The sequence below is a fragment of the Corynebacterium xerosis NBRC 16721 = ATCC 373 genome (genome assembly GCF_001552415.1).
GTDB lineage: Bacteria > Actinomycetota > Actinomycetes > Mycobacteriales > Mycobacteriaceae > Corynebacterium > Corynebacterium xerosis.
Genome location: NZ_BCRD01000001.1, coordinates 367,141 through 385,077, shown reverse-complemented (window position 1 = coordinate 385,077; position 17,937 = coordinate 367,141). Strand labels below are relative to the sequence as shown.

The window sequence follows — 17,937 nt, the reverse complement described above, 5'->3', positions numbered from 1 at the left end:
GCGAGTTTGAACGCCACTCCTTCGCTCGCCGGGTACTCCCCCGTGCCGTCGATGCAGATGGTCGCCACCCAGCATTCGTCGGCGATCGTGGGGTCGTCGGGGTGCTCGGTCGTCGTCTCCGCCGCCATCGACGCCGAAATCCAATGGTCCGCGGCGAACCTGAAATCGATGGTCACCGCGCTCGAATCCCATGAAATGGACACCGGCGCCGCCTTCGAATCCATCGACCCGCTCAACGCCCCGAAGAAGCTCCAGGTGGCCAACGGCATCGTGCACCATGCCTTCGGCGCCCGCCCACCGTTCAACCCCGGCAATCTTGTCTTCACCCCCGCCGTCGTCGGTCCAGAAGTAGCGGAAACAGCGGAATCGCTGCTCGGCAAGTTCTCCGCCACCAACGACGCCGCCGTCGGCGACGCCATCACGTATTGGACCGGCTACGCCTCCCGCATGACCGCCCTTTCAACCACGCTGGCCGACGCCGCCCTGAAACTCGCCGCCGACAACGAAGGCGCCGCATTCGACGCCGCCGCCGCCAGCCTCACCGGCCTGGCGGGCCGAGTGGCCAACGTCGCCGTCTCCGCCCGCGCCATCACCGGCCACCTCGGCGCACTTCCCGCAGTGAAAGCCATGGCCATCAACGTCCTCGGCTCGATCGCCAACCAATCGCAGGCGATCCCCGACGCGGCCGCCCGCGAAGCTTTCGAACGCGCCGAAATCGCCGCCTTCGTCGGCGGCCCCTACCTCGGCCAATTGCAGACGGCCGTGCCGACGCTGCCGAACCTCACCCAACCCGACTTCTCCGTCAGCGCCCCCGACCTCGTCGCATCCGGCATCAACGGCGGACACGGCATCGCCGGCGCATCCCAAGTGGGACTCGCCCCGGCGGGCATGACCTCGGCGGCCGCGGCACCGGCGTCGGCGGCTTCGTCCATGGCACCGGCCACCGCCGGCCCCATTTCCGGTCCCAACGGCATGACCCCGGCCGGCGGCACCCCGTCGACCGTGCCGATGGCGCCCTCGACGTCCGGGCCGGTGCCCACGCTGCCCGGCACCTCCGCCCCCATGACGCCGTCGGGTGCGACGGCCCCGGCCTCCATCAATTCCGGTGGCGCGATGCCTCCCGCCCCCACCGGCATGGCCCCCGCAGGAGCAACCTCCGGCACCGGCGGTGCGGCCGGCGCCGGTTCCCGTGGCGCCTCCGGCATCGGCGCGATGGCCGGGCTCGGAGGCACCGGCGGCGGCAGGATCGGCGGACCCGGTGCCGGCGGCGCGGGCGGAGTCGGCAACGGTGCCGCGGCCCGCTCCCGCGGCAGCTTCGGCACCGGAGGACACCCGGTCACTGGGTCCGGCAAAACGCCATCGACCACCGCGGTGGCCCGCACCGGCCCTCTCGGGGCGACTGCGCAGGGCACGGCGTCGTCAAGCAAGAATGGCGGCACCGCCCACGCACTCGGCGCCAACCGCCACGGCACGCACCGCGGCGAGACGAACGTCGGCACGATCCGGGGTGTCGGACGCGACTTCGAGCAGGACGAATACCAGCGCGAGCTCTTCGGCGACGAGCCCGTCACGGTCCCGGCCGTCATCGGCGCGAACGTCCGCGGGTAACGGGCCCCGGCGAATCCCCCGCGTCAGGCCGCCGAACCGCCACTACTCGGCGTCGTCGAAGACGCCCCACAGTTCGTCGTTGAAGTCGGCCCACAGGGGCTTGGCCCAATCGCCGAAGGGCCGGTCGGTGAGCACCACGGCGGCGCGGCCGGTCGGCGCGTGAACCCACAGGAACGTGCCGGCCTGGCCGAAATGGCCTGCCGCATCGCCGGGCATCGACTCACCGAACCACAGGCCCTGACGGGACTCGGGGCGGGAAAAGATCTCGAAACCCAGCCCCCAATCGGCCGGCTTCTGCGAACCATAACCGGGCACCACGCCGTCCAACCCCGGGAACTGCACGGTCAACGCCTCGGCGACCGTATCCGGGTGCAGGACGGCCGGGTCGAGGATCTCATCGGCGAAGCGCATCAGATCCCCCACCGACCCCTCGCCGCCGTGCCCGGCAGAGCCGTGCAGCACCGACGAGCCCATGCCCAGAGGTTCGAACGTCGCCGCCCGCAGGTACTGCGGGAAGCTCATGCCGGTCTCCTCGGCGACGCGGTCGGCGATGATGTCGAAGCCCGCCGAGGAATACAGCCGACGCTCCCCCGGCGCCTTCTCCGGCTTGCGCGAGGCGAACCCCACGCCACCGGCGTGCGACAGCAAATGGCGCACGGTGGCCCCGGGCGGCTCCAGCTCGTCGTCGAGCTCGAACACGCCCTCCTCCACCGCCACCAGCATCGCGTGCGCCGACAGCAGCTTGGTCACGCTGGCCAGGCCGTACACGCGGGAATCGTCGCCATGGACGACCCACCGGCCATCGGCGCCGCGGGCGGCGGCGCACACGGACTTCACGGGCCACTCGTCGACGGAGGCCAGCTGGCTGGACAGGGCGCGGGAAAGCTCGGTCATGCCACCAGGCTAACGCGAGGAGGAAACCCCGGCCCGGCCGCGGTCGCCGGACTCATTGCTTTGCGACGCCTCTCGACCCGCATCCGACGCCGAACCCGCAACGGCGGTGGTGGAACCGGCGGACTCGGAACCGGTGGTGTCGGCGACGGTGCCAGACTCGGAATCGGCCGGGTCGTCGTCAAGCGAACGCGGCTCGCCCTCGAACGCGGCCGGATCGATGATGCCGGCGCGCTTGGCGACGACCGCCGGAACCAGCGCCTGGCCCGTGACGTTGACGGCGGTGCGGCCCATGTCGACGATCGGCTCGACGGCCAGCAGCAGGCCGACGCCCTCCAGCGGCAGGCCCAGGGTCGACAGCGTCAGGGTGAGCATGACCGTCGCGCCGGTGGTGCCGGCGGTGGCCGCCGAACCCAGCACGGAGACGATGACGATGAGCAGGTAATCCGTCATGCCCAGCTCCAGGCCGTAGAACTGCGCGACGAACAGGGCGGCGATGGCCGGGTAAATCGCGGCGCAACCGTCCATCTTCGTCGTCGCGCCCAGCGGCACGGCGAAGGAGGCGTACTCGCGGGGCACGCCGAGGCGGCGCTCCGTGACGCGCTGCGTCACCGGCATGACGCCCATCGACGAGCGGGTGACGAAGCCCAGCGACGTCACCGGCCACACGCGGCTGAAGAACGCGCCGACGGGGATGCCGTTGAGGCGCAGCACCGCCGGGTAGATCACGCCGATGACCACGATCAGGCCGATGTAGATGGCGATGGTGAACTTGCCCAGCGACCCGAGCGCATCCCAGCCGTACTCGGCGACGGCACGGCCGATCAGGGCCGCGGTGCCGATCGGCGCCAGGCGGATGATCCACCAGAGGACCTTCTGGATGATCTGCAGCAGCGACTCCGTGCCGCGCAGGAACGGCTCCGCCGGGGCACCGACCTTGACCGCGGCGATGCCCAGCGCGATGGAGATGACCAGCAGCTGCAGGACGTTGAATGCGGGGTCGGCGCCGTCCTCGGAGAGGTTCACGCCCAGGCCGAGGATGTTCTCCGGCACCACGCCGGCCAGGAACGCCCACCACGAACCGGTGGACGACGGGGCTTCGGCGGCCGCGGCATCGACGCCGGCGCCGACGCCGGGCTTGACCCACAAGCCGATGAGGATGCCCGCGATGACCGAGATCAGCGACGTCGCCGCGAACCACAGCAGCGTCGACACAGCCAGGCGCGCGGCGTTGGTGACCTTGCGCAGGTTCGCCACCGACGTGATGACGGCGGTGACCACCAGCGGCGGCACCATCAGCTTCAGCAGCTGCACGTATGCGCCGCCGACGGAGTCGAGCACGGCGCGCAGGCCGGAGCCCTCGCCGGTGCCTCGGGCGATGAAGCCGAGGATGAGGCCGATGATAAGGCCGTAGATGACCTGGGCGCCGAAACCGGTGGCCCAGGCGGGGAGAATGCGGCGGCGCCCGGTGGTGCCCGGGTCGGCGGCCGCGTTCGAGGCCGCGGCGGAAGTGGCCGCGGAAGATTCTGTGCTCACGAAAAGAGCCTTTCCATGGGATGGGAAAAGGATGGGAGGAACGCGGCGTCTCGGATGGGAACGTCCGCTTTACGACGGTCCGGTCCGGCGCGGTGGTTCACACGGCGCGGAAAGCGGCGGAGCGTCGGACGGCGCCGGACGAGTTCGGGTGGCGCCGGGTGACGTCGAAAAATCCGGGGGACGTCAGGGGATGTCGGGGATCCGGGAAAGGGGCCCAGGGGCGGGCACCGGCGGGGATCCGGTCAGGCGAATGCCACGGGGCGCGGACACATGTCCCCGTGGACGTGGCCCTGGTCCAGCCAGAGCCGTTGCGTGAGCATCATCGACATGGGGGATACCGTAGAACCAGACAAGTTGGTCTGTCAACGATCGGTGAGCGGGGCAACGTCGTCGGCGGTGCAGTGACGGCGGTCACGTCGTCGATGAACGCGCCGCCGAACCAGGCATCCGACGCAGGGCACCGCCATCCGGAACCGAGTACGCGACCCCGTTGACCGCATGCGCAACCCCGCTGACGAGGCGCTCCACACCGGAGTCGCACTTGGTGGCACAGTGGACGCATGAACGAGAAACGAATTCTCCGCGGCCTGGCGCTGGCCGGCACCGCCGCCATCACCCTCGCGATGACCGCCTGCGCCGCCGACGACGCTGATGACGCGGCCAACGGCACCGCCGCGACGGCCGCATCCGCCGACGCCGCCGCCGACGGCACGTCGCCCTCCCCCGGCGCGGCGGCCGCCTCGTCGCAGCCGGAAACGGAGATGCCGGAGGCCGAGGACGCTGGCCCCCACAACGACGCCGACGTCTCCTTCAACCGCATGATGATGGCCCACCACCAGCAGGCGGTGGCCATGTCCGGGCTCATCGAAGGCCGCACCGACAACGCCGACATCATCGAGCTGGGCAAGAAGATCGCCAAAGCGCAGAGCCGCGAGATCGAGCAGATGAGCGCCCGTCTCGCCGCCTGGGGCGAGGATCCCACCGCCCCCTCCGTCCACGAGCCGCACGACGGGCACGAGGGCCACGGCGAGTCCGGCGAGGACATGCAGGGCATGCTTTCCGACGAGGCGATGCAGCAACTCGCAGAGGCCCAGGGCCCGGAATTCGACCGGCTCTTCCTCGAGGACATGATCGAGCACCACGAAGGCGCCGTGGCCATGGCGGAAGACGTCATCCGCGACGGCGAAAACGAGCCCACCCGCGCGCTGGCGGAAAACGTCGTCGATTCCCAGAAGAAGGAGATCGACGAGATGAAGAAGCTCCTCGGCGCCTGACCCCGGGGGCATGGCCCCGGGTCCGCGCTGCCGGTCTCGCGCTCTCGGCCCGTGTTCCCGAGTCCGCGTTGCCGTGCTCGTGCTCTCGGCGCGTGTTCCGGGGCCAGGGTTTCGTCGCCCATGGTCTACCGTTGAGACATGCTGCTCCATGTCTTGTGGGTCATCGGCATCACCGCCGAAGGAATGACCGGCGCACTGGCCGCCGGTCGCCAGAAAATGGACCTCTTCGGCGTATCCACCATCGCCTGCGTCACCGCAATCGGCGGGGGCACGATCCGCGACCTGGTGCTCGGCCACTACCCATTGGTGTGGGTCGAAGACCCGCAGTATCTGCTGGTCATCATCGGCGCGGCGATTCTGACGGTGTCCATTTCCTTCCTGATGCAGCACTTCCGGGTGCTGTTCCTGGTCCTCGACGGCATCGGCCTGTCCGCGTTCGCCGTCATCGGCATCCGTGTGGCACTGGAGATGGGCCACGGCTTCATCATCGCCGTCGTCGCCGCGGTGCTCACCGGCGCCTTCGGCGGCGTGCTGCGCGACCTGCTGTGCGACCGCGTGCCGCTGGTGTTCCAGAAGGAGCTCTACGCCTCCATCGCGCTGCTGGCCACGATCGTGTATTTCGCGCTGGACTGGCTGGGGGCGTCGGAGACGGCGACGATCATCATCTCCGTGCTGGTCGCGTTCATCACCCGCCTGCTGTCGATCTGGAAGAGCTGGAGCCTCCCCGTCTTCGACTACCAGGAACGCGACTACCAGCGCGACCCCAGCCAGCGCCTGTGGAGCTTCTTCCGCTGGGGCGGCCGCAACTCCACCGGCGGCACCGGGGATGCCATGGGGGACGACGGGGCCGCCCGCTGACGGGCTCCCCCGATTCAACGACAATGCCGCCCCACCTCGAATGCAGGTGGGGCGGCATTTTTCGTGCGTGCCCCCGGCGGGGCTCGAACCCGCGACCTATGGATTATGAGTCCACGGCTCTAACCGACTGAGCTACAGGGGCGATCCCGAAAAGCGGCGCTGCCGCACCTCGGCGATCGCGGCGGTGCCGCACCGCAATAATCTAGCAAGCACGCCACTGCGGCAGTGCCATCACCGTCGTCAAGCAATGCCACCGGCACCACCGGCCCACGACAACCAACCGCGCGCGCCGCGCCGCCACCCGCCGGAACCCAACCCCGGGGCTCCCTCCGGACCGTAAATCGGGTGGTCGCGGCGGGCACCCCTTCCCCGCCCGTGGCAGAGTTGGGGGCATGCAGCATGAAGATCGCCCCACCCCCGGCACGCACCGCACCATCCGGCCCATCGACGCCACCGTCGAGCGGCTCATGCCGGACACCGACCCCGATGAGCCGACCGTGGTCATCTGCGGCTCGCTGCACCAGGACCACCTCGCCCAGGTTCCGGAGTTCCCGGTGCCCGGTGAATCCGCCATCGTCGACAACGACTCCCGCGCCCTCGGCGGCAAGGGAGCCAACCAGGCGTCGGCCGTCGCACACGCCGGAGTGCGCGCGGTCATGGCCGGCACCGTCGGCGAAGACCCCGCCGCGGACCTGGTGCTGGCGGAGCTGTCCGCCAACGGCGTCGACGCCCACTCCGTGCAGACCACCTGGGACGAACCCACCGGCACCGCGTACATCGCCATGACCCCCGAGGGCGACCACATGGTCTTCGTCTCCCGCGGCGCCAACACCGTCACCGACCCGCTCGAGTTCACCCAGGAAATCGCCGAGGCCGACGTGCTGCTGGCCCAGGGAGAGCTGCGCCCGGAGGCCACCGAACAGCTGGGCATGATCGCCAACCTGCACGGCACGCGGTTCATCCTCAACCTCGCGCCGGTGACCGTGGTGACGCCCACGCTGATCGACAGCGCCGACCCGCTGATCGTCAACGAAACCGAGGCGTGGGAGATCCTGCGCAAGCTCGGCGCCGCCGAAGGAATCCGCCGCGGCGACCTGCCCTCGCAGATCGATTCACTGCTGCAGTACTGCCCGTCGGTGGTCATCTCCATGGGCGACAAGGGCTGCGTCTACGCCCGCGCCGAGGTCGACGGCGGCGACGGCATCGTGTGGCACCAGCCATCGCTGACCGTCCCGGCCGAGGAAATCGTGGACACCACGGGTGCCGGTGACGCGTTCGCCGGCACCATCGCCGCCGAGCTCGCCCGCGGCGGCAGCGCCGAACGGGCCGTCGCGCTGGGCACCGCCGCAGGTTCGCTGGCCGTCCGGTCGCTGGGTGCGACGGCGTCCTACGCCGACCAGGCGACGCTCGAGGCCACCGTCGCCGCACCGGACTTCCCGCAGCGCCGCCGCCTGGCCGAGACCAACAAGGGCGAATAGGCGGCGGGCCGCGGGCGGCGAAGTCGCCCGGATCCGCCGGAACTCCCGCGAGGTCGTTTCACCTGCAATAGCCTGGTGCCCATGACGAACGACAACGACACTGCGGCACCGTCGACCATCGCCCATTCCATCCACGGTTCGGGCCCCACGCTGGTGCTCATCCACGGGATCTGCCATTCGCGCCACGCCTGGGACGACGTGTTGCCCGGTCTCGTCGATCACTTCCGCGTGGTGGCCATCGATCTGCCGGGCCACGGCGAGACGCCGGATCCCGATTCGCTTGACGACGAAGTCGGCGAGCGCATGATCGACGAACTCGCCGAATTCCTGCGCCTCGTGTCCGTCGACGGCGAAACGCCCCATGTGGCGGGCAATTCGCTGGGCGGATATCTGGCGTTGGAACTGGCCCGGCGCGGGCACGCGGCGTCGGCGACCGCCTTCAATCCGGCGGGATTCTTCCACGGCCCGTGGGACCAGCGCCGGACGGTGGCGCAGTTCCTGGCGCTGCGCGGCGTCGGCCGGGCGTTGAAGCCGGTGCTGCCTCTGATGGCGAAGACGGCGGTGGGCCGCACGGCGATGTTCGGCATGTTCTCGTCGAAGCCGTGGCGACTGGCCCCCGACGCAGTGGCCCGTGACGCGAAGAACATGCTGGGCAACAAGGTCATCGACCACGGCCTGAAGGCCAGTTTCGACTACTCCCCCGACGTCGCCGGCGCGCCCCAGACGGTTTTCTGGGGCACCACCGACCTGACGCTCATGCGCGGTTGGAAGCGCCACTTCGAGGTGCTGCCGGACGTGCCGCTGCACCTGCTGCCGGGGCTCGGCCACGTGCCGATGGTCGACGACGGCCCCACCATCGCCGACTGCATCCGCCGCAGCGCCGGGGCCTAGCGGGCGCCCGCCGCCTCGACCGCCGGGGCCGGCTTGGCCACGCGAAGGTCATACGACGAAGCGTCGAACTTCTTCGTCTTCGCGCGGAACTTCCAGGTCCAGCTGGGCCACACCGCAGGGGCGTTGCCGTGCTCGTCGAGGTACCAGGAGCCACAGCCGGTGACCCACACGGTCTCCGGCAACCGGTCGCGGATCCAGTCGTTCCACTCGCCCTGGGCCCGCGCGGACACCTCGGCGACGTCGGCGCCATGGCGGCGCTTGGTCTTGAGCATGTCCATGAAGTAATTCACCTGGGACTCGATCATGTAGATCATCGACGAATGTCCCAGACCCGTAGCCGGGCCCATCAGCACCGACAGGTTGGGGAAACCGTGGATGGTCGTGCCCTTGTGCGCGCTCATGCCCTCGCGCCCCCACATCTGCGACAGCGACTCGCCCTCGCGGCCGTGAACCAGCTCGAACGTCGGCGAATCGGTGACGTGGAAGCCGGTGCACACGATCAGGACGTCGATGGGGCGCTCGGTGCCGTCGGCGGTGGTGATCGAATGAGCGTTGACCCGCTGGATCGGATCGGTGACCAGGTCGACGTTGTCGCGGGCGATCGCCGGGAAGTACGTGTTCGAGATCAGCATGCGCTTGCAGCCGATGGTGAACTTCGGGGTCAGCTTCTCCCGCAGCTCGCGGTCGCGGACCTGCACCCGCAGCATGCCCAGCGCGGCCGCCTTGATCGGCGCCATGAGGTGCTCGTTCCTGGTCAGGCCGGGAATCTGCATCTCGCGGAAGAACCAGTCCTGCCCGCGAACCACCTTCCGCAGGCCGGGCACGTTGCGCAGCGCGGCACGCTCCCACCCGAAGTAGGCGCGGTCCAGGCGCGGGATCACGAACGGCGCCGTGCGCTGGTAGACGTCCAGGTGGCCGACGAACGGCGCGATCTTCGGGACGATCTGGATCGCCGAGGCGCCCGTGCCGATCACCGCAACGCGCTTTCCGCGCAGGTCCGCGTCGTGGTCCCACCGCGCGGAGTGGAAGATCTTGCCCTCGAATTCCCCGATGCCCTCGATGTCCGGCAGGCGCGGCTCGCACAATGCGCCGACGCCGAGCACCAGTTCGCGCACCGACCACGTGGTGGTCTCCGGGGCGGTGCCATTGGCTCCAGTGGCTCCATCAGGCCCAGTGGCTCCATCAGCGCCGGCGGCGCCGTTCGCTCCGGAGGCACCGGCGGCACCAGCGGCGGAGCCCTTCCCGAAGACCTTGTCCACGTTCTCCCCGGACGTCGCCACCCCGGTGACGGCGTCACCGGCGTCGACCTGATGCGGAAGCTGGCGCGTGGTCACCAGCCAGCGGCCCGCGGCATCGTCCCAGCGGGCATCGACCATCTCCGTGCGGAAATCGATGTGCGGGTACAGGCCCTCCTCCACCGCGACGCTGCGCTGGTAGTCGGCGATCTCCGGCTGCGTGCCGAAGCTGCGCGACCAGTCGAAGTCCTGCGCGAACGACAGGGAGTACAGGTGGCTGGGCACATCGCATGCCGCACCCGGGTAGGTGTTGTCGCGCCAGGTCCCGCCGACCTCGTGGCCGCGGTCGATGATCCGGAAATCCTCGATGCCCTCGCGCAGCAGGTTGGTTCCGGTGGCGAGGCCGGAGAAGCCCGCGCCGATGATCAGGATGTCGGTTTCCTTCACGGAATGGTTCATGGCCCGAACGATAGCCCCCGTCGAGCGGCGGTGGGGGCGTTTTCTGCGACCGGTTGCCAAATGCCCCGAATGTGGAAACGGCCCCCGCGAAGACAGGGGCCGAATGCGGTGACCGCCCGCCCGGCAGGTGTCGGCAGGAGGAGGCCGAGGCGGCGGCGGTCCCGCGCGGGAGGCCGGGGCGGCGGCGGGTCCCTCCCTATTCCTCCTCGAGCAGGTTGGTCACCAGCTCCGCGATGCGCGACCGCTCCGACCGCTGCAGCGTCACATGGCCGAAAAGATCGTTGTCCTTGAGCTTCTCGATGATCGCCGCCACGCCGTCGTGGCGCCCGACCCGCAGATTGTCCCGCTGCGCGACGTCATGGGTGAGCACCACCCGCGAGTTCGCCCCCAGGCGCGACAGCACCGTGAGCAGCACGTTGCGCTCCAGCGACTGCGCCTCGTCGACGATGACGTAGCTGTCGTGCAGGCTGCGCCCGCGGATGTGCGTCAACGGCAGCACCTCCAGCATCCCGCGCGCCTGGATCTCCTCCATGACGTTCGGGCTGACCAGCCCCTCCAACGTGTCGTACACCGCCTGCGCCCAGGGGTTCATCTTCTCGCTCTCCGACCCGGGCAAGTACCCCAGGTTCTGGCCGCCAACGGCGTAGAGCGGGCGGAACACCACGATCTTGCGGTGCCTGCCATGCTCCATCACCGCCTCCAGGCCGGCGCACAACGCCAGCGCGGACTTCCCGGTGCCGGCGCGCCCGCCCAGCGAGACGATGCCCACCTCGTCGTCGAGAAGCAGATCCAGCGCGATGCGCTGCTCCGCCGAACGGCCCCGCAGACCGAAGGCCTCCAGGTCGCCGCGCACCAGCCGCACACCGCCACCCGGCAGAATTCGGCCCAGCGCCGACTGCGTGCCTGCGGTCAGCTGCACCCCGCAATGCACCGGCAGCTCCCGGGCGGGCACGCCGTCGGCGGTGGCGGCGTCGTCGCGAAGCTGCACGAAGCCATTGCGGAACAGCGCGTCGATGTCCTCCGACGCCGCGCCCACCTCCGCCAGCCCCGTGTAACCGGTGACCACCACATCCTGCGCGTGGTACTCGTCGGCGGGCAGCCCCACCGCACCGGCCTTCACGCGCAGCGGAATGTCCTTGGTCACCAGCACCGTGTCGTGGCCCTCCGCCCGGAAGTTCAGGGCACAGGCCAGGATGCGGTGATCGTTGGCGTCATTGCGAAAACCCGCCGGCAGCACCGACGGGTCCGTGTGATTCAGCTCGACCTGCAGGGTGCCGCCGTCTTCGTTGGCGGGCACCGGCAGGTCCAGGCGTTCGTGCCGGTGGCGCAGATCCTCCAGCTGGCGCAGCGCCGTGCGGGCGAACCAACCCAGTTCGGGGTGGTGCCGCTTGGCCTCCAGCTCGTTGATCACCACCAGCGGCAGCACAACGGAGTGCTCGGCGAATTTCCGCAGCGCATGCGGGTCGGACAGCAGCACCGACGTGTCCAGCACGTAGGTGCGCAATGCGGTGTCCCGGCGCCGGTGGTCGGCGGTCCCGTCGGAGGGCCGGGCTGAAGCGATGGTGCCGCCGCGCGTCGTCGCGCCCGCGTCCACCACCTCCCCATCCCGGATCAGAGGGGTTCGGTCAGTGGTCGCGGTCGTGGTACGCAACGTGGCTCCTGTTCCGTCCGGCAGCTTCCCCCTGCCGGACGAGCGCCAGGGTAAGGACGCGAGGTGGAAATCACATTGGTGGAAGATGAACAGCGCGTTAACTATCCGGCGCCCGGTCGTTTGCCCAGCACAGGTGCTTTACGACGCTTCGACCGCCGTCACCTCCGAATGTCGCCGGGGGCACTCGGAAGCGGGTAATTTGGCCCCATGACACATTCCACCCCGAGCCCCGGTCGTCGCGAGAGCCTTCAAGCCCGACTCGAAGTCGCGGTCGGGCGCGGGGAAATGACCATCGACGAGTACGACTCCCTGTGCGGTCGGGTGTGGGACGCCGGCCACGATGATGATTCGACGGAACTCGACGCCGTCGCCGGCCGCCTCGAACGCCTCGAGTCTGCCCGGGCGCCCGAAACGGGGCGCTCCCCGTCGCCGGGGCCACCGGCCCAGTCCGCGAACCCCTACCGCAACCCCGACCCGTACCGGCCGCGTCCGGCCGACGGGGCTGCGCCGGGAAAGGAACTGGTGGGGCCCACCCCGGATGATGACCGGCAGTCCGGCACGCCGGCGATCTTCTCCGACAAGACGTTCACCGGGCGGTGGGCACCGCAGGCGACGACGACGTGGTGGGGCATTTTTGGCGACGTGAAACTCGATCTGCGGGAGGCCAACTGGCCTGCGGCCCGAATCGAGTTGGATTTCCAGTCCGCTTTCTCCGACGCGACCGTCATCGTCCCGCCGGGCACCATCGTCGTCGATCGCACGACCTCGATTCTGGGGGAGGTGAGCATCAAGACGTCGTCGACCGCCCCGGCGAACGGCCTGACCGTGATTCTCGACGGCGTTCTCGTGTTCGGCGACATCAAGGTCAGGGATCGCTGAGCCGCCACCGGCGGCAGGGCCCCGAGCCAGAGGCCGGATGACTCAGTTGGGGACCTGGAGCGCCTCCAGCATCGACAGGTACGTGTTCATGGTCTCCTCGAACTCGAAGGATCCGGCATCGAGCTCCGCACCGATGATGCGCGCCGTTGCGACGCCGAACAAGGAGTGAACGATGATGCGCGCCGACGTCCGCACATTCGGAGCCCACCGGAAGCCACCGCGTTCCGCGCAGCGCTCGAGTTGAAACTCCGTCCCCTCGATGAACGCCTCGAAGTACCGGAGCGCCGCCATTCCCTGATCTCCCTCCTGCTTTACACGCGAGGAGAAAATGACAAGTTCATTGAGGATGTACACATGTTCCCACTCGTCCACCAGAAGCTTCAGGACGACACGGAGAAAGTCCGAGACGGTGTCGACATTCTCCTCTTCGAATTTCCCCAGGAGCATGGAAACGGTCTCACCGTACATCAAATCGAGGAGTTCGCCCTTGCCGGAGAAGCAATAATGGAAAACACCCAAGTGAGCGTTGGCGCGGGCGCACACGCTCCTGGTGGTGACGGCGGCCACCCCCTCTTCCAGGGCGATATCGAGCGCCGCCCGAACCAGGCTCGCCCGCCTTTCGATGGCCGGGACACGCGACGTCAATTCAGCTCCCAATCCGGCCCGCCTCCCTCATTCGCAACGAAGGAAGGGGCCCATTACGCGCACTCATCTTCGAAACCGCAAATCAGCCTCAAGCGCACCGATTCGCCCTCATATCTCACGGACATACTACGCAATCAACAATAATCCCGGACCAATTGCCGTCAAAGTCAACCACATCCGAAACCCCACCCCGAAGCGCGACAATAAATTGCCCGCCCCAATCAACAATGGCCGCTCCCCACCGAACCATCCATGCGGCGGCCGGCCGGACACGAAAAAGGCGGGCCCGGGAAAATTTTCCCGGGCCCGCCTCGTGCGGCTCCTCCAGCTGGACTCGAACCAGCAACCCTTCGATTAACAGTCGAATGCTCTGCCATTGAGCTATGGAGGAATATCCGAAGCACGTCCCCGTGCGACGGATCATTACTCTACCCAGAACCGATATGGACGCCAAATCACCAGGTCATCCCAAAAATCGACACAGTGTCCGCCTGGCTCCGGACGCCCACCCCATGGCCCGGAATCGCACGCCGGACGACCCCACCCGGGACGTCGCCAAGCACGGGGCGAAGCCGGCTCGAAAGCAGGGGGCGAAGCACGGGGCCAAGCACGGGGCGAAGCCCATCCGGCGGCTTTGCTAACCTGACCCCCGACACGGGGTGCCCGGCAGGATCCGGGCTGAGATCACACCCGCCGAACTTGATCCGGTTGATGCCGGCGGAAGGATGTTGCCATGGGCACCGCCCACGTTCCTGCATACTCGCAGTTCCCCCAGGACTGGACCGGAGGCTGCGTCACATGCGGCGCCGGCCGGGACGGGCGAATCCCGCGGGTGCTGTCCATCGCCGGCACCGACCCCACCGGCGGCGCCGGACTGCAGGCCGACCTGAAGGCGTTCTCCGCGCACGGCGCCTACGGCATGGGCGTGGTCACCGCACTGGTCAGCCAGAACACTCGGGGCGTCCGTGACGTCCACGTGCCGCCCGTGGAATTCCTCCGCTCGCAGTTGGACGCGGTTTCCGACGACGTCGCCATCGACGCGATCAAGATCGGCATGCTTTTCGACGCTCCGATCATCGCCGAAGTCACCGATTGGCTCGAGGGACTGCGCAGCGGTAACACGGCCGCAGCGGATGCGGCCGGGGACGCGGCGGCCGGAATCGCCGCCCAGGATGCGCCCACCGCCGACGACGAGTTCCTCGACGGCACGCCCTCCCCCATCGTCGTGCTCGACCCGGTGATGGTGGCCACCTCCGGCGACCGGCTGCTCAAGGAGGAGGCCGAGGACGCGCTGCGTGGGCTGCTGCGCCACGTCGACCTGGTCACCCCCAACATCCCGGAGTTGGCCGTGCTCGCGGGCACCGCCCCGGCCACGATCCCCGGCGAGGCCCTGGACCAGGCGCGCATCGTCGCCGCCGAATACGACGTGCTGGTGCTGGCAAAGGGCGGGCACCTCATCGAGGGCGAAGTCATCGACGCCCTCGTGCGCCCCGACGGATCGGCCGAACGGTTCACCGGCCCTCGCGTGGGCACCCGCAACACCCACGGCACCGGCTGCTCGCTTTCGGCCGCGATCGCCGCCCTGTGGCCGCGCACCGGCGACCCCGTGCGGTCGGTCGGGGTGGCCAAGGCATGGATGACCTCCGCGCTGCGGCACGCCGACGAGCTCGAAGTCGGTGAAGGCAACGGCCCCGTCCACCACTTCGCCCAGCTGTGGGAGCGCGGCCTGGCGCCCGACGCCGCGACCATCGCCGATCAGTGGTGGGAGTCCATCGCAGATCTGCGCGACGCCATCGACGACCTGGACTTCATCAAGGGCCTCGGCTCGGGTTCGCTGCCGGAGGAAGTGTTCCGCGACTACCTCGCTCAGGACGCGCTGTACCTCAACGGCTACGCCCGGGCACTGGCCGCGGCCTCCGCGCTCGCGCCGACGCAGGAGGAGCAGATGTTCTGGTCCTACGCCGCCCACGGAGCCATCGCCGGGGAGATGGAGCTGCACCGCGGCTTCATCGGCGACGACGCAGGCAGCGTCGATGAGGGTGCCGTGGAGGCGTCACCGGTCACCCGCGCCTACGTCGACCACCTCGTGGCCACCGCCGCCCGCGGCTCCTACGGCGAACTGATCGCCGCCGTGCTCCCGTGCTTCTGGCTCTACCGCGACATCGGCCACCGCCTGGTCGCCCGCAACCACGGTTCCCATCCGTACTCCCGCTGGCTGGACACCTACGCCGACGAATCCTTCGACGAGGACACCAACCGCGCCATCGACATCTGCTCGACCTACGCCACCACGGCGACGACGACCGAGCGCGCCGCCATGGACCGTGCGTTCCGACTGTCTTCGTGGCACGAGGTGGAGTTCTTCGCCGCACCCATGCGCGGCTGACGGGGAGCGCCGGGCCACGCGATGCCGACCCGCCGTGCGGGTGACGCAGTTTCGGGCAGACCGGGCCACGCGGCTGACGCGGCCCGCGGATCTCCCTAGGCTGGTGTGCATGACGAACACCGACGACACCCCGACCACCTCCCGCCCCGCCGATGCGGGCGCCTCTGCGCCGACGGACGCCCACCGCACCGTCCGCGGCATCATCGCCCGCGGCAAGGGCGAGCCGGTGGAGATGACCGACATCGTCATCCCCGCACCCGGCGCCAACGACGTCATCGTGGACATCCAGGCCTGCGGCGTCTGCCACACGGACCTCGCGTACCGCGACGGCGACATCAACGACGACTACCCGTTCCTCCTCGGCCACGAAGCCGCCGGCGTCGTCTCCGAAATCGGCGAGGACGTCACCCACGTCGAGGTCGGCGACTTCGTCGTGCTCAACTGGCGCGCGGTGTGCGGCGAGTGCCGCGCATGCAAGAAGGGCGAGCCGAAGTACTGCTTCGCCACGCACAACGCCTCCAAGCCCATGACGCTCACCGACGGCACCGAGCTGACGCCGGCGCTGGGCATCGGCGCATTCTCCGACGCGACGCTGGTCCACGAGGGCCAGTGCACCAAGGTCGACCCGGAGGCCGATCCGGCCGTCGCGGGCCTCCTCGGCTGCGGCGTCATGGCCGGCATCGGCGCGGCGATCAACACCGGCGACGTCAAGCGCGGCGAGACCGTGGCCGTCATCGGCTGCGGCGGCGTCGGCACCGCCGCCATCGCCGGCGCGAAGCTGGCTGGCGCGACGACGATCATCGCCGTCGACATCTCCGACGACAAGCTCGCCACCGCCCGCGAATTCGGCGCCACCGAGACCATCAATTCGAAGGACCTCGCCGCCGACGCCCCCGGCGCCACCGGCGAGGACGATCCCGTCGTCAAGCGCATCCACGAACTGACCGGCGGTTTCGGCGCAGACGTCGTCATCGACGCCGTCGGCCGCCCCGAGACCTACGTCCAGGCCTTCTACGCCCGCGACCTCGCCGGCCGCGTGGTGCTCGTCGGAGTACCGTCGCCGACGATGAAGCTGGACCTCCCGCTTCTCGACGTCTTCGGCCGCGGCGGCTCCCTGAAGTCCAGCTGGTACGGCGACTGCCTGCCCGAGCGAGACTTCCCCATGCTCGTCGACCTCTCGCTCAACGGCCGCCTGCCCCTGGGCGACTTCGTCACCGAGCGCATCGGCCTCGGCGACGTCGAGGAGGCCTTCGACACGATGAAGGCCGGCAAAGTGCTGCGCTCCGTCGTCACGCTGTAGCCGCCGCGCTGCTGCCCCGGGCGCTTTCCGGGGAGCGCCTTCGCTTTACGACGCCCGCCGACCCCGGGTCGGCGAGCGCACCCCTTGCACGTCCTTTCATCATCCGCCCCCTTCAATCACGGGAGAGAGCAACCATGAGCTCCGATTCGCACGACGCCGCCGGCCGCATCCGCAAGCAGGGCGACCTGATCATCGACCACGTGGTCACGTCCGGCACGTTCGCCCTCGACGGCGGTGAATGGGACGTCGACAACAACATCTGGGTCTTCGGCGACGAGAACGAAGTCATCGTCGTCGACGCGGCGCACTCGGCCGCCCCGATCATCGACGCCGTCGCCGGCCGCCGCGTGAAGGCCATCGTGTGCACCCACGCGCACAACGACCACATCACCGTCGCCCCGGAGCTGTCGGAGAAACTCGACGCACCGATCCTCGTCCACCCCGGCGACCAGATGCTGTGGGAGCAGACGTGGGGAGATCTCGGCCACGACACCCTGAAGCACGGCCAGAAGATCGAGGTCGCGGGCACGGAGGTCGTGGTGGTCAACACCCCGGGCCACTCGCCCGGCTCCTGCTGCCTCTACGTGCCCGAGGCCGGCGAGCTGTTCTCCGGCGACACCCTGTTCTCGGGCGGGCCCGGCGCGACGGGCCGGTCGTACTCGGACTTCGACACCATCATCGATTCCATCCGCGACAACCTGCTGACGCTGCCGGAGGAAACGATCGTGCGCACCGGCCACGGTGACCACACCACCATCGGCCGTGAGGCTCCGCACCTGGAGGAATGGATCCGCAGAGGGCACTGACCCGCTGTTGCTTTACGACGGCCGCCGATCGGCTCGAACC

14 protein-coding genes, 2 tRNA genes and 1 riboswitch are annotated in these 17,937 nt (G+C 69.3%); of the genes, 9 read left to right on the top strand and 7 right to left on the bottom strand.

Going from position 1 to position 17,937, the window contains the following annotated elements; all coding sequences use genetic code 11:
• Positions 1-6: 6 nt before the first annotated feature.
• Positions 7-1,608, top strand: a complete 1,602-nt coding sequence (locus tag CX1_RS12870) for a hypothetical protein (protein WP_146780760.1) — start codon at positions 7-9, stop codon at positions 1,606-1,608.
• A 42-nt stretch (positions 1,609-1,650) separates the two neighbouring features.
• Here CX1_RS12870 and CX1_RS01775 read toward each other — a convergent pair whose 3' ends face one another.
• Both CX1_RS01775 and CX1_RS01770 read right to left on the bottom strand, forming a co-directional pair.
• Complete coding sequence (locus CX1_RS01775) at positions 1,651-2,502, bottom strand: serine hydrolase domain-containing protein (RefSeq protein ID WP_046650000.1); 852 nt, start codon at positions 2,500-2,502, stop codon at positions 1,651-1,653.
• 9 nt (positions 2,503-2,511) lie between these two features.
• The gene (locus CX1_RS01770; RefSeq protein ID WP_082718989.1) at positions 2,512-4,035 is read right to left on the bottom strand and encodes a dicarboxylate/amino acid:cation symporter; all 1,524 of its coding nucleotides are present in this window, start codon (positions 4,033-4,035) and stop codon (positions 2,512-2,514) included.
• Positions 4,036-4,595: 560 nt separating this feature from the next.
• On the opposite strand from CX1_RS01770, the gene CX1_RS01765 reads away from it, so the two are divergent.
• Positions 4,596-5,309: a DUF305 domain-containing protein gene (locus CX1_RS01765; protein WP_060925176.1), complete on the top strand. Its 714-nt coding sequence runs from the start codon at positions 4,596-4,598 to the stop codon at positions 5,307-5,309.
• Between the two features lie 138 nt (positions 5,310-5,447).
• The gene (locus tag CX1_RS01760) at positions 5,448-6,167 is read left to right on the top strand and encodes a trimeric intracellular cation channel family protein (RefSeq protein WP_082718988.1); all 720 of its coding nucleotides are present in this window, start codon (positions 5,448-5,450) and stop codon (positions 6,165-6,167) included.
• A 68-nt stretch (positions 6,168-6,235) separates the two neighbouring features.
• On the opposite strand, the gene CX1_RS01755 is transcribed toward CX1_RS01760, so the two are convergent.
• A tRNA-Ile gene (locus tag CX1_RS01755) sits at positions 6,236-6,309 on the bottom strand.
• Positions 6,310-6,559: 250 nt separating this feature from the next.
• On the opposite strand from CX1_RS01755, the gene CX1_RS01750 reads away from it, so the two are divergent.
• Both CX1_RS01750 and CX1_RS01745 read left to right on the top strand, forming a co-directional pair.
• Positions 6,560-7,645, top strand: a complete 1,086-nt coding sequence (locus tag CX1_RS01750; protein ID WP_082718987.1) for a ribokinase — start codon at positions 6,560-6,562, stop codon at positions 7,643-7,645.
• A gap of 81 nt (positions 7,646-7,726) precedes the next feature.
• The gene (locus CX1_RS01745) at positions 7,727-8,536 is read left to right on the top strand and encodes an alpha/beta fold hydrolase (protein ID WP_060925253.1); all 810 of its coding nucleotides are present in this window, start codon (positions 7,727-7,729) and stop codon (positions 8,534-8,536) included.
• Here the strand turns inward: CX1_RS01745 and CX1_RS01740 are convergent.
• Positions 8,533-10,230 carry a flavin-containing monooxygenase gene (locus CX1_RS01740; protein ID WP_046650433.1) on the bottom strand — a complete coding sequence of 566 codons (1,698 nt, stop codon included), beginning with the start codon at positions 10,228-10,230 and terminating at the stop codon, positions 8,533-8,535. The two genes, CX1_RS01745 and CX1_RS01740, sit on opposite strands and share 4 nt — an antisense overlap.
• A 196-nt stretch (positions 10,231-10,426) precedes the next feature.
• On the bottom strand, positions 10,427-11,827 hold the full coding sequence (phoH2, locus tag CX1_RS01735; RefSeq protein ID WP_409338810.1) for an RNA 5'-3' helicase PhoH2: 1,401 nt from the start codon (positions 11,825-11,827) through the stop codon (positions 10,427-10,429).
• Positions 11,828-12,166: 339 nt separating this feature from the next.
• Between phoH2 and CX1_RS01730 the strand changes: the two genes are divergently transcribed.
• Positions 12,167-12,760, top strand: coding sequence for a LiaF domain-containing protein (locus tag CX1_RS01730; protein WP_046650434.1), 594 nt, complete (start codon positions 12,167-12,169; stop codon positions 12,758-12,760).
• A gap of 42 nt (positions 12,761-12,802) precedes the next feature.
• On the opposite strand, the gene CX1_RS01725 is transcribed toward CX1_RS01730, so the two are convergent.
• Positions 12,803-13,417, bottom strand: a complete 615-nt coding sequence (locus tag CX1_RS01725; protein WP_113570093.1) for a TetR/AcrR family transcriptional regulator — start codon at positions 13,415-13,417, stop codon at positions 12,803-12,805.
• Positions 13,418-13,724: 307 nt separating this feature from the next.
• Positions 13,725-13,796: transfer RNA gene (locus CX1_RS01720), tRNA-Asn, on the bottom strand.
• A 254-nt stretch (positions 13,797-14,050) separates the two neighbouring features.
• Positions 14,051-14,148, top strand: a riboswitch (TPP riboswitch).
• On the opposite strand from CX1_RS01720, the gene CX1_RS01715 reads away from it, so the two are divergent.
• From CX1_RS01715 to CX1_RS01705, 3 genes are all read left to right on the top strand, one after another.
• Positions 14,139-15,791 carry a bifunctional hydroxymethylpyrimidine kinase/phosphomethylpyrimidine kinase gene (locus CX1_RS01715; RefSeq protein ID WP_082718984.1) on the top strand — a complete coding sequence of 551 codons (1,653 nt, stop codon included), beginning with the start codon at positions 14,139-14,141 and terminating at the stop codon, positions 15,789-15,791. (Overlaps the previous riboswitch by 10 nt.)
• Before the next feature lie 109 nt (positions 15,792-15,900).
• The gene (locus CX1_RS01710; RefSeq protein WP_082718983.1) at positions 15,901-17,091 is read left to right on the top strand and encodes an S-(hydroxymethyl)mycothiol dehydrogenase; all 1,191 of its coding nucleotides are present in this window, start codon (positions 15,901-15,903) and stop codon (positions 17,089-17,091) included.
• Positions 17,092-17,225: 134 nt separating this feature from the next.
• Positions 17,226-17,897 (top strand): MBL fold metallo-hydrolase, encoded by a 672-nt coding sequence (locus CX1_RS01705; protein WP_046650435.1) that lies wholly within the window; start codon positions 17,226-17,228, stop codon positions 17,895-17,897.
• Positions 17,898-17,937: the final 40 nt, after the last annotated feature.

Coding starts and splice junctions, on each gene's coding strand:
- CX1_RS01775 (WP_046650000.1), bottom strand. CDS start 2,502: ATGACCGAGCTTTCCCGCGCCCTGTCCAGCCAGCTGGCCTCCGTCGAC.
- CX1_RS01765 (WP_060925176.1), top strand. CDS start 4,596: ATGAACGAGAAACGAATTCTCCGCGGCCTGGCGCTGGCCGGCACCGCC.
- CX1_RS01760 (WP_082718988.1), top strand. CDS start 5,448: ATGCTGCTCCATGTCTTGTGGGTCATCGGCATCACCGCCGAAGGAATG.
- CX1_RS01750 (WP_082718987.1), top strand. CDS start 6,560: ATGCAGCATGAAGATCGCCCCACCCCCGGCACGCACCGCACCATCCGG.
- CX1_RS01745 (WP_060925253.1), top strand. CDS start 7,727: ATGACGAACGACAACGACACTGCGGCACCGTCGACCATCGCCCATTCC.
- CX1_RS01740 (WP_046650433.1), bottom strand. CDS start 10,230: ATGAACCATTCCGTGAAGGAAACCGACATCCTGATCATCGGCGCGGGC.
- CX1_RS01730 (WP_046650434.1), top strand. CDS start 12,167: ATGACCATCGACGAGTACGACTCCCTGTGCGGTCGGGTGTGGGACGCC.
- CX1_RS01715 (WP_082718984.1), top strand. CDS start 14,139: ATGGGCACCGCCCACGTTCCTGCATACTCGCAGTTCCCCCAGGACTGG.
- CX1_RS01710 (WP_082718983.1), top strand. CDS start 15,901: ATGACGAACACCGACGACACCCCGACCACCTCCCGCCCCGCCGATGCG.
- CX1_RS01705 (WP_046650435.1), top strand. CDS start 17,226: ATGAGCTCCGATTCGCACGACGCCGCCGGCCGCATCCGCAAGCAGGGC.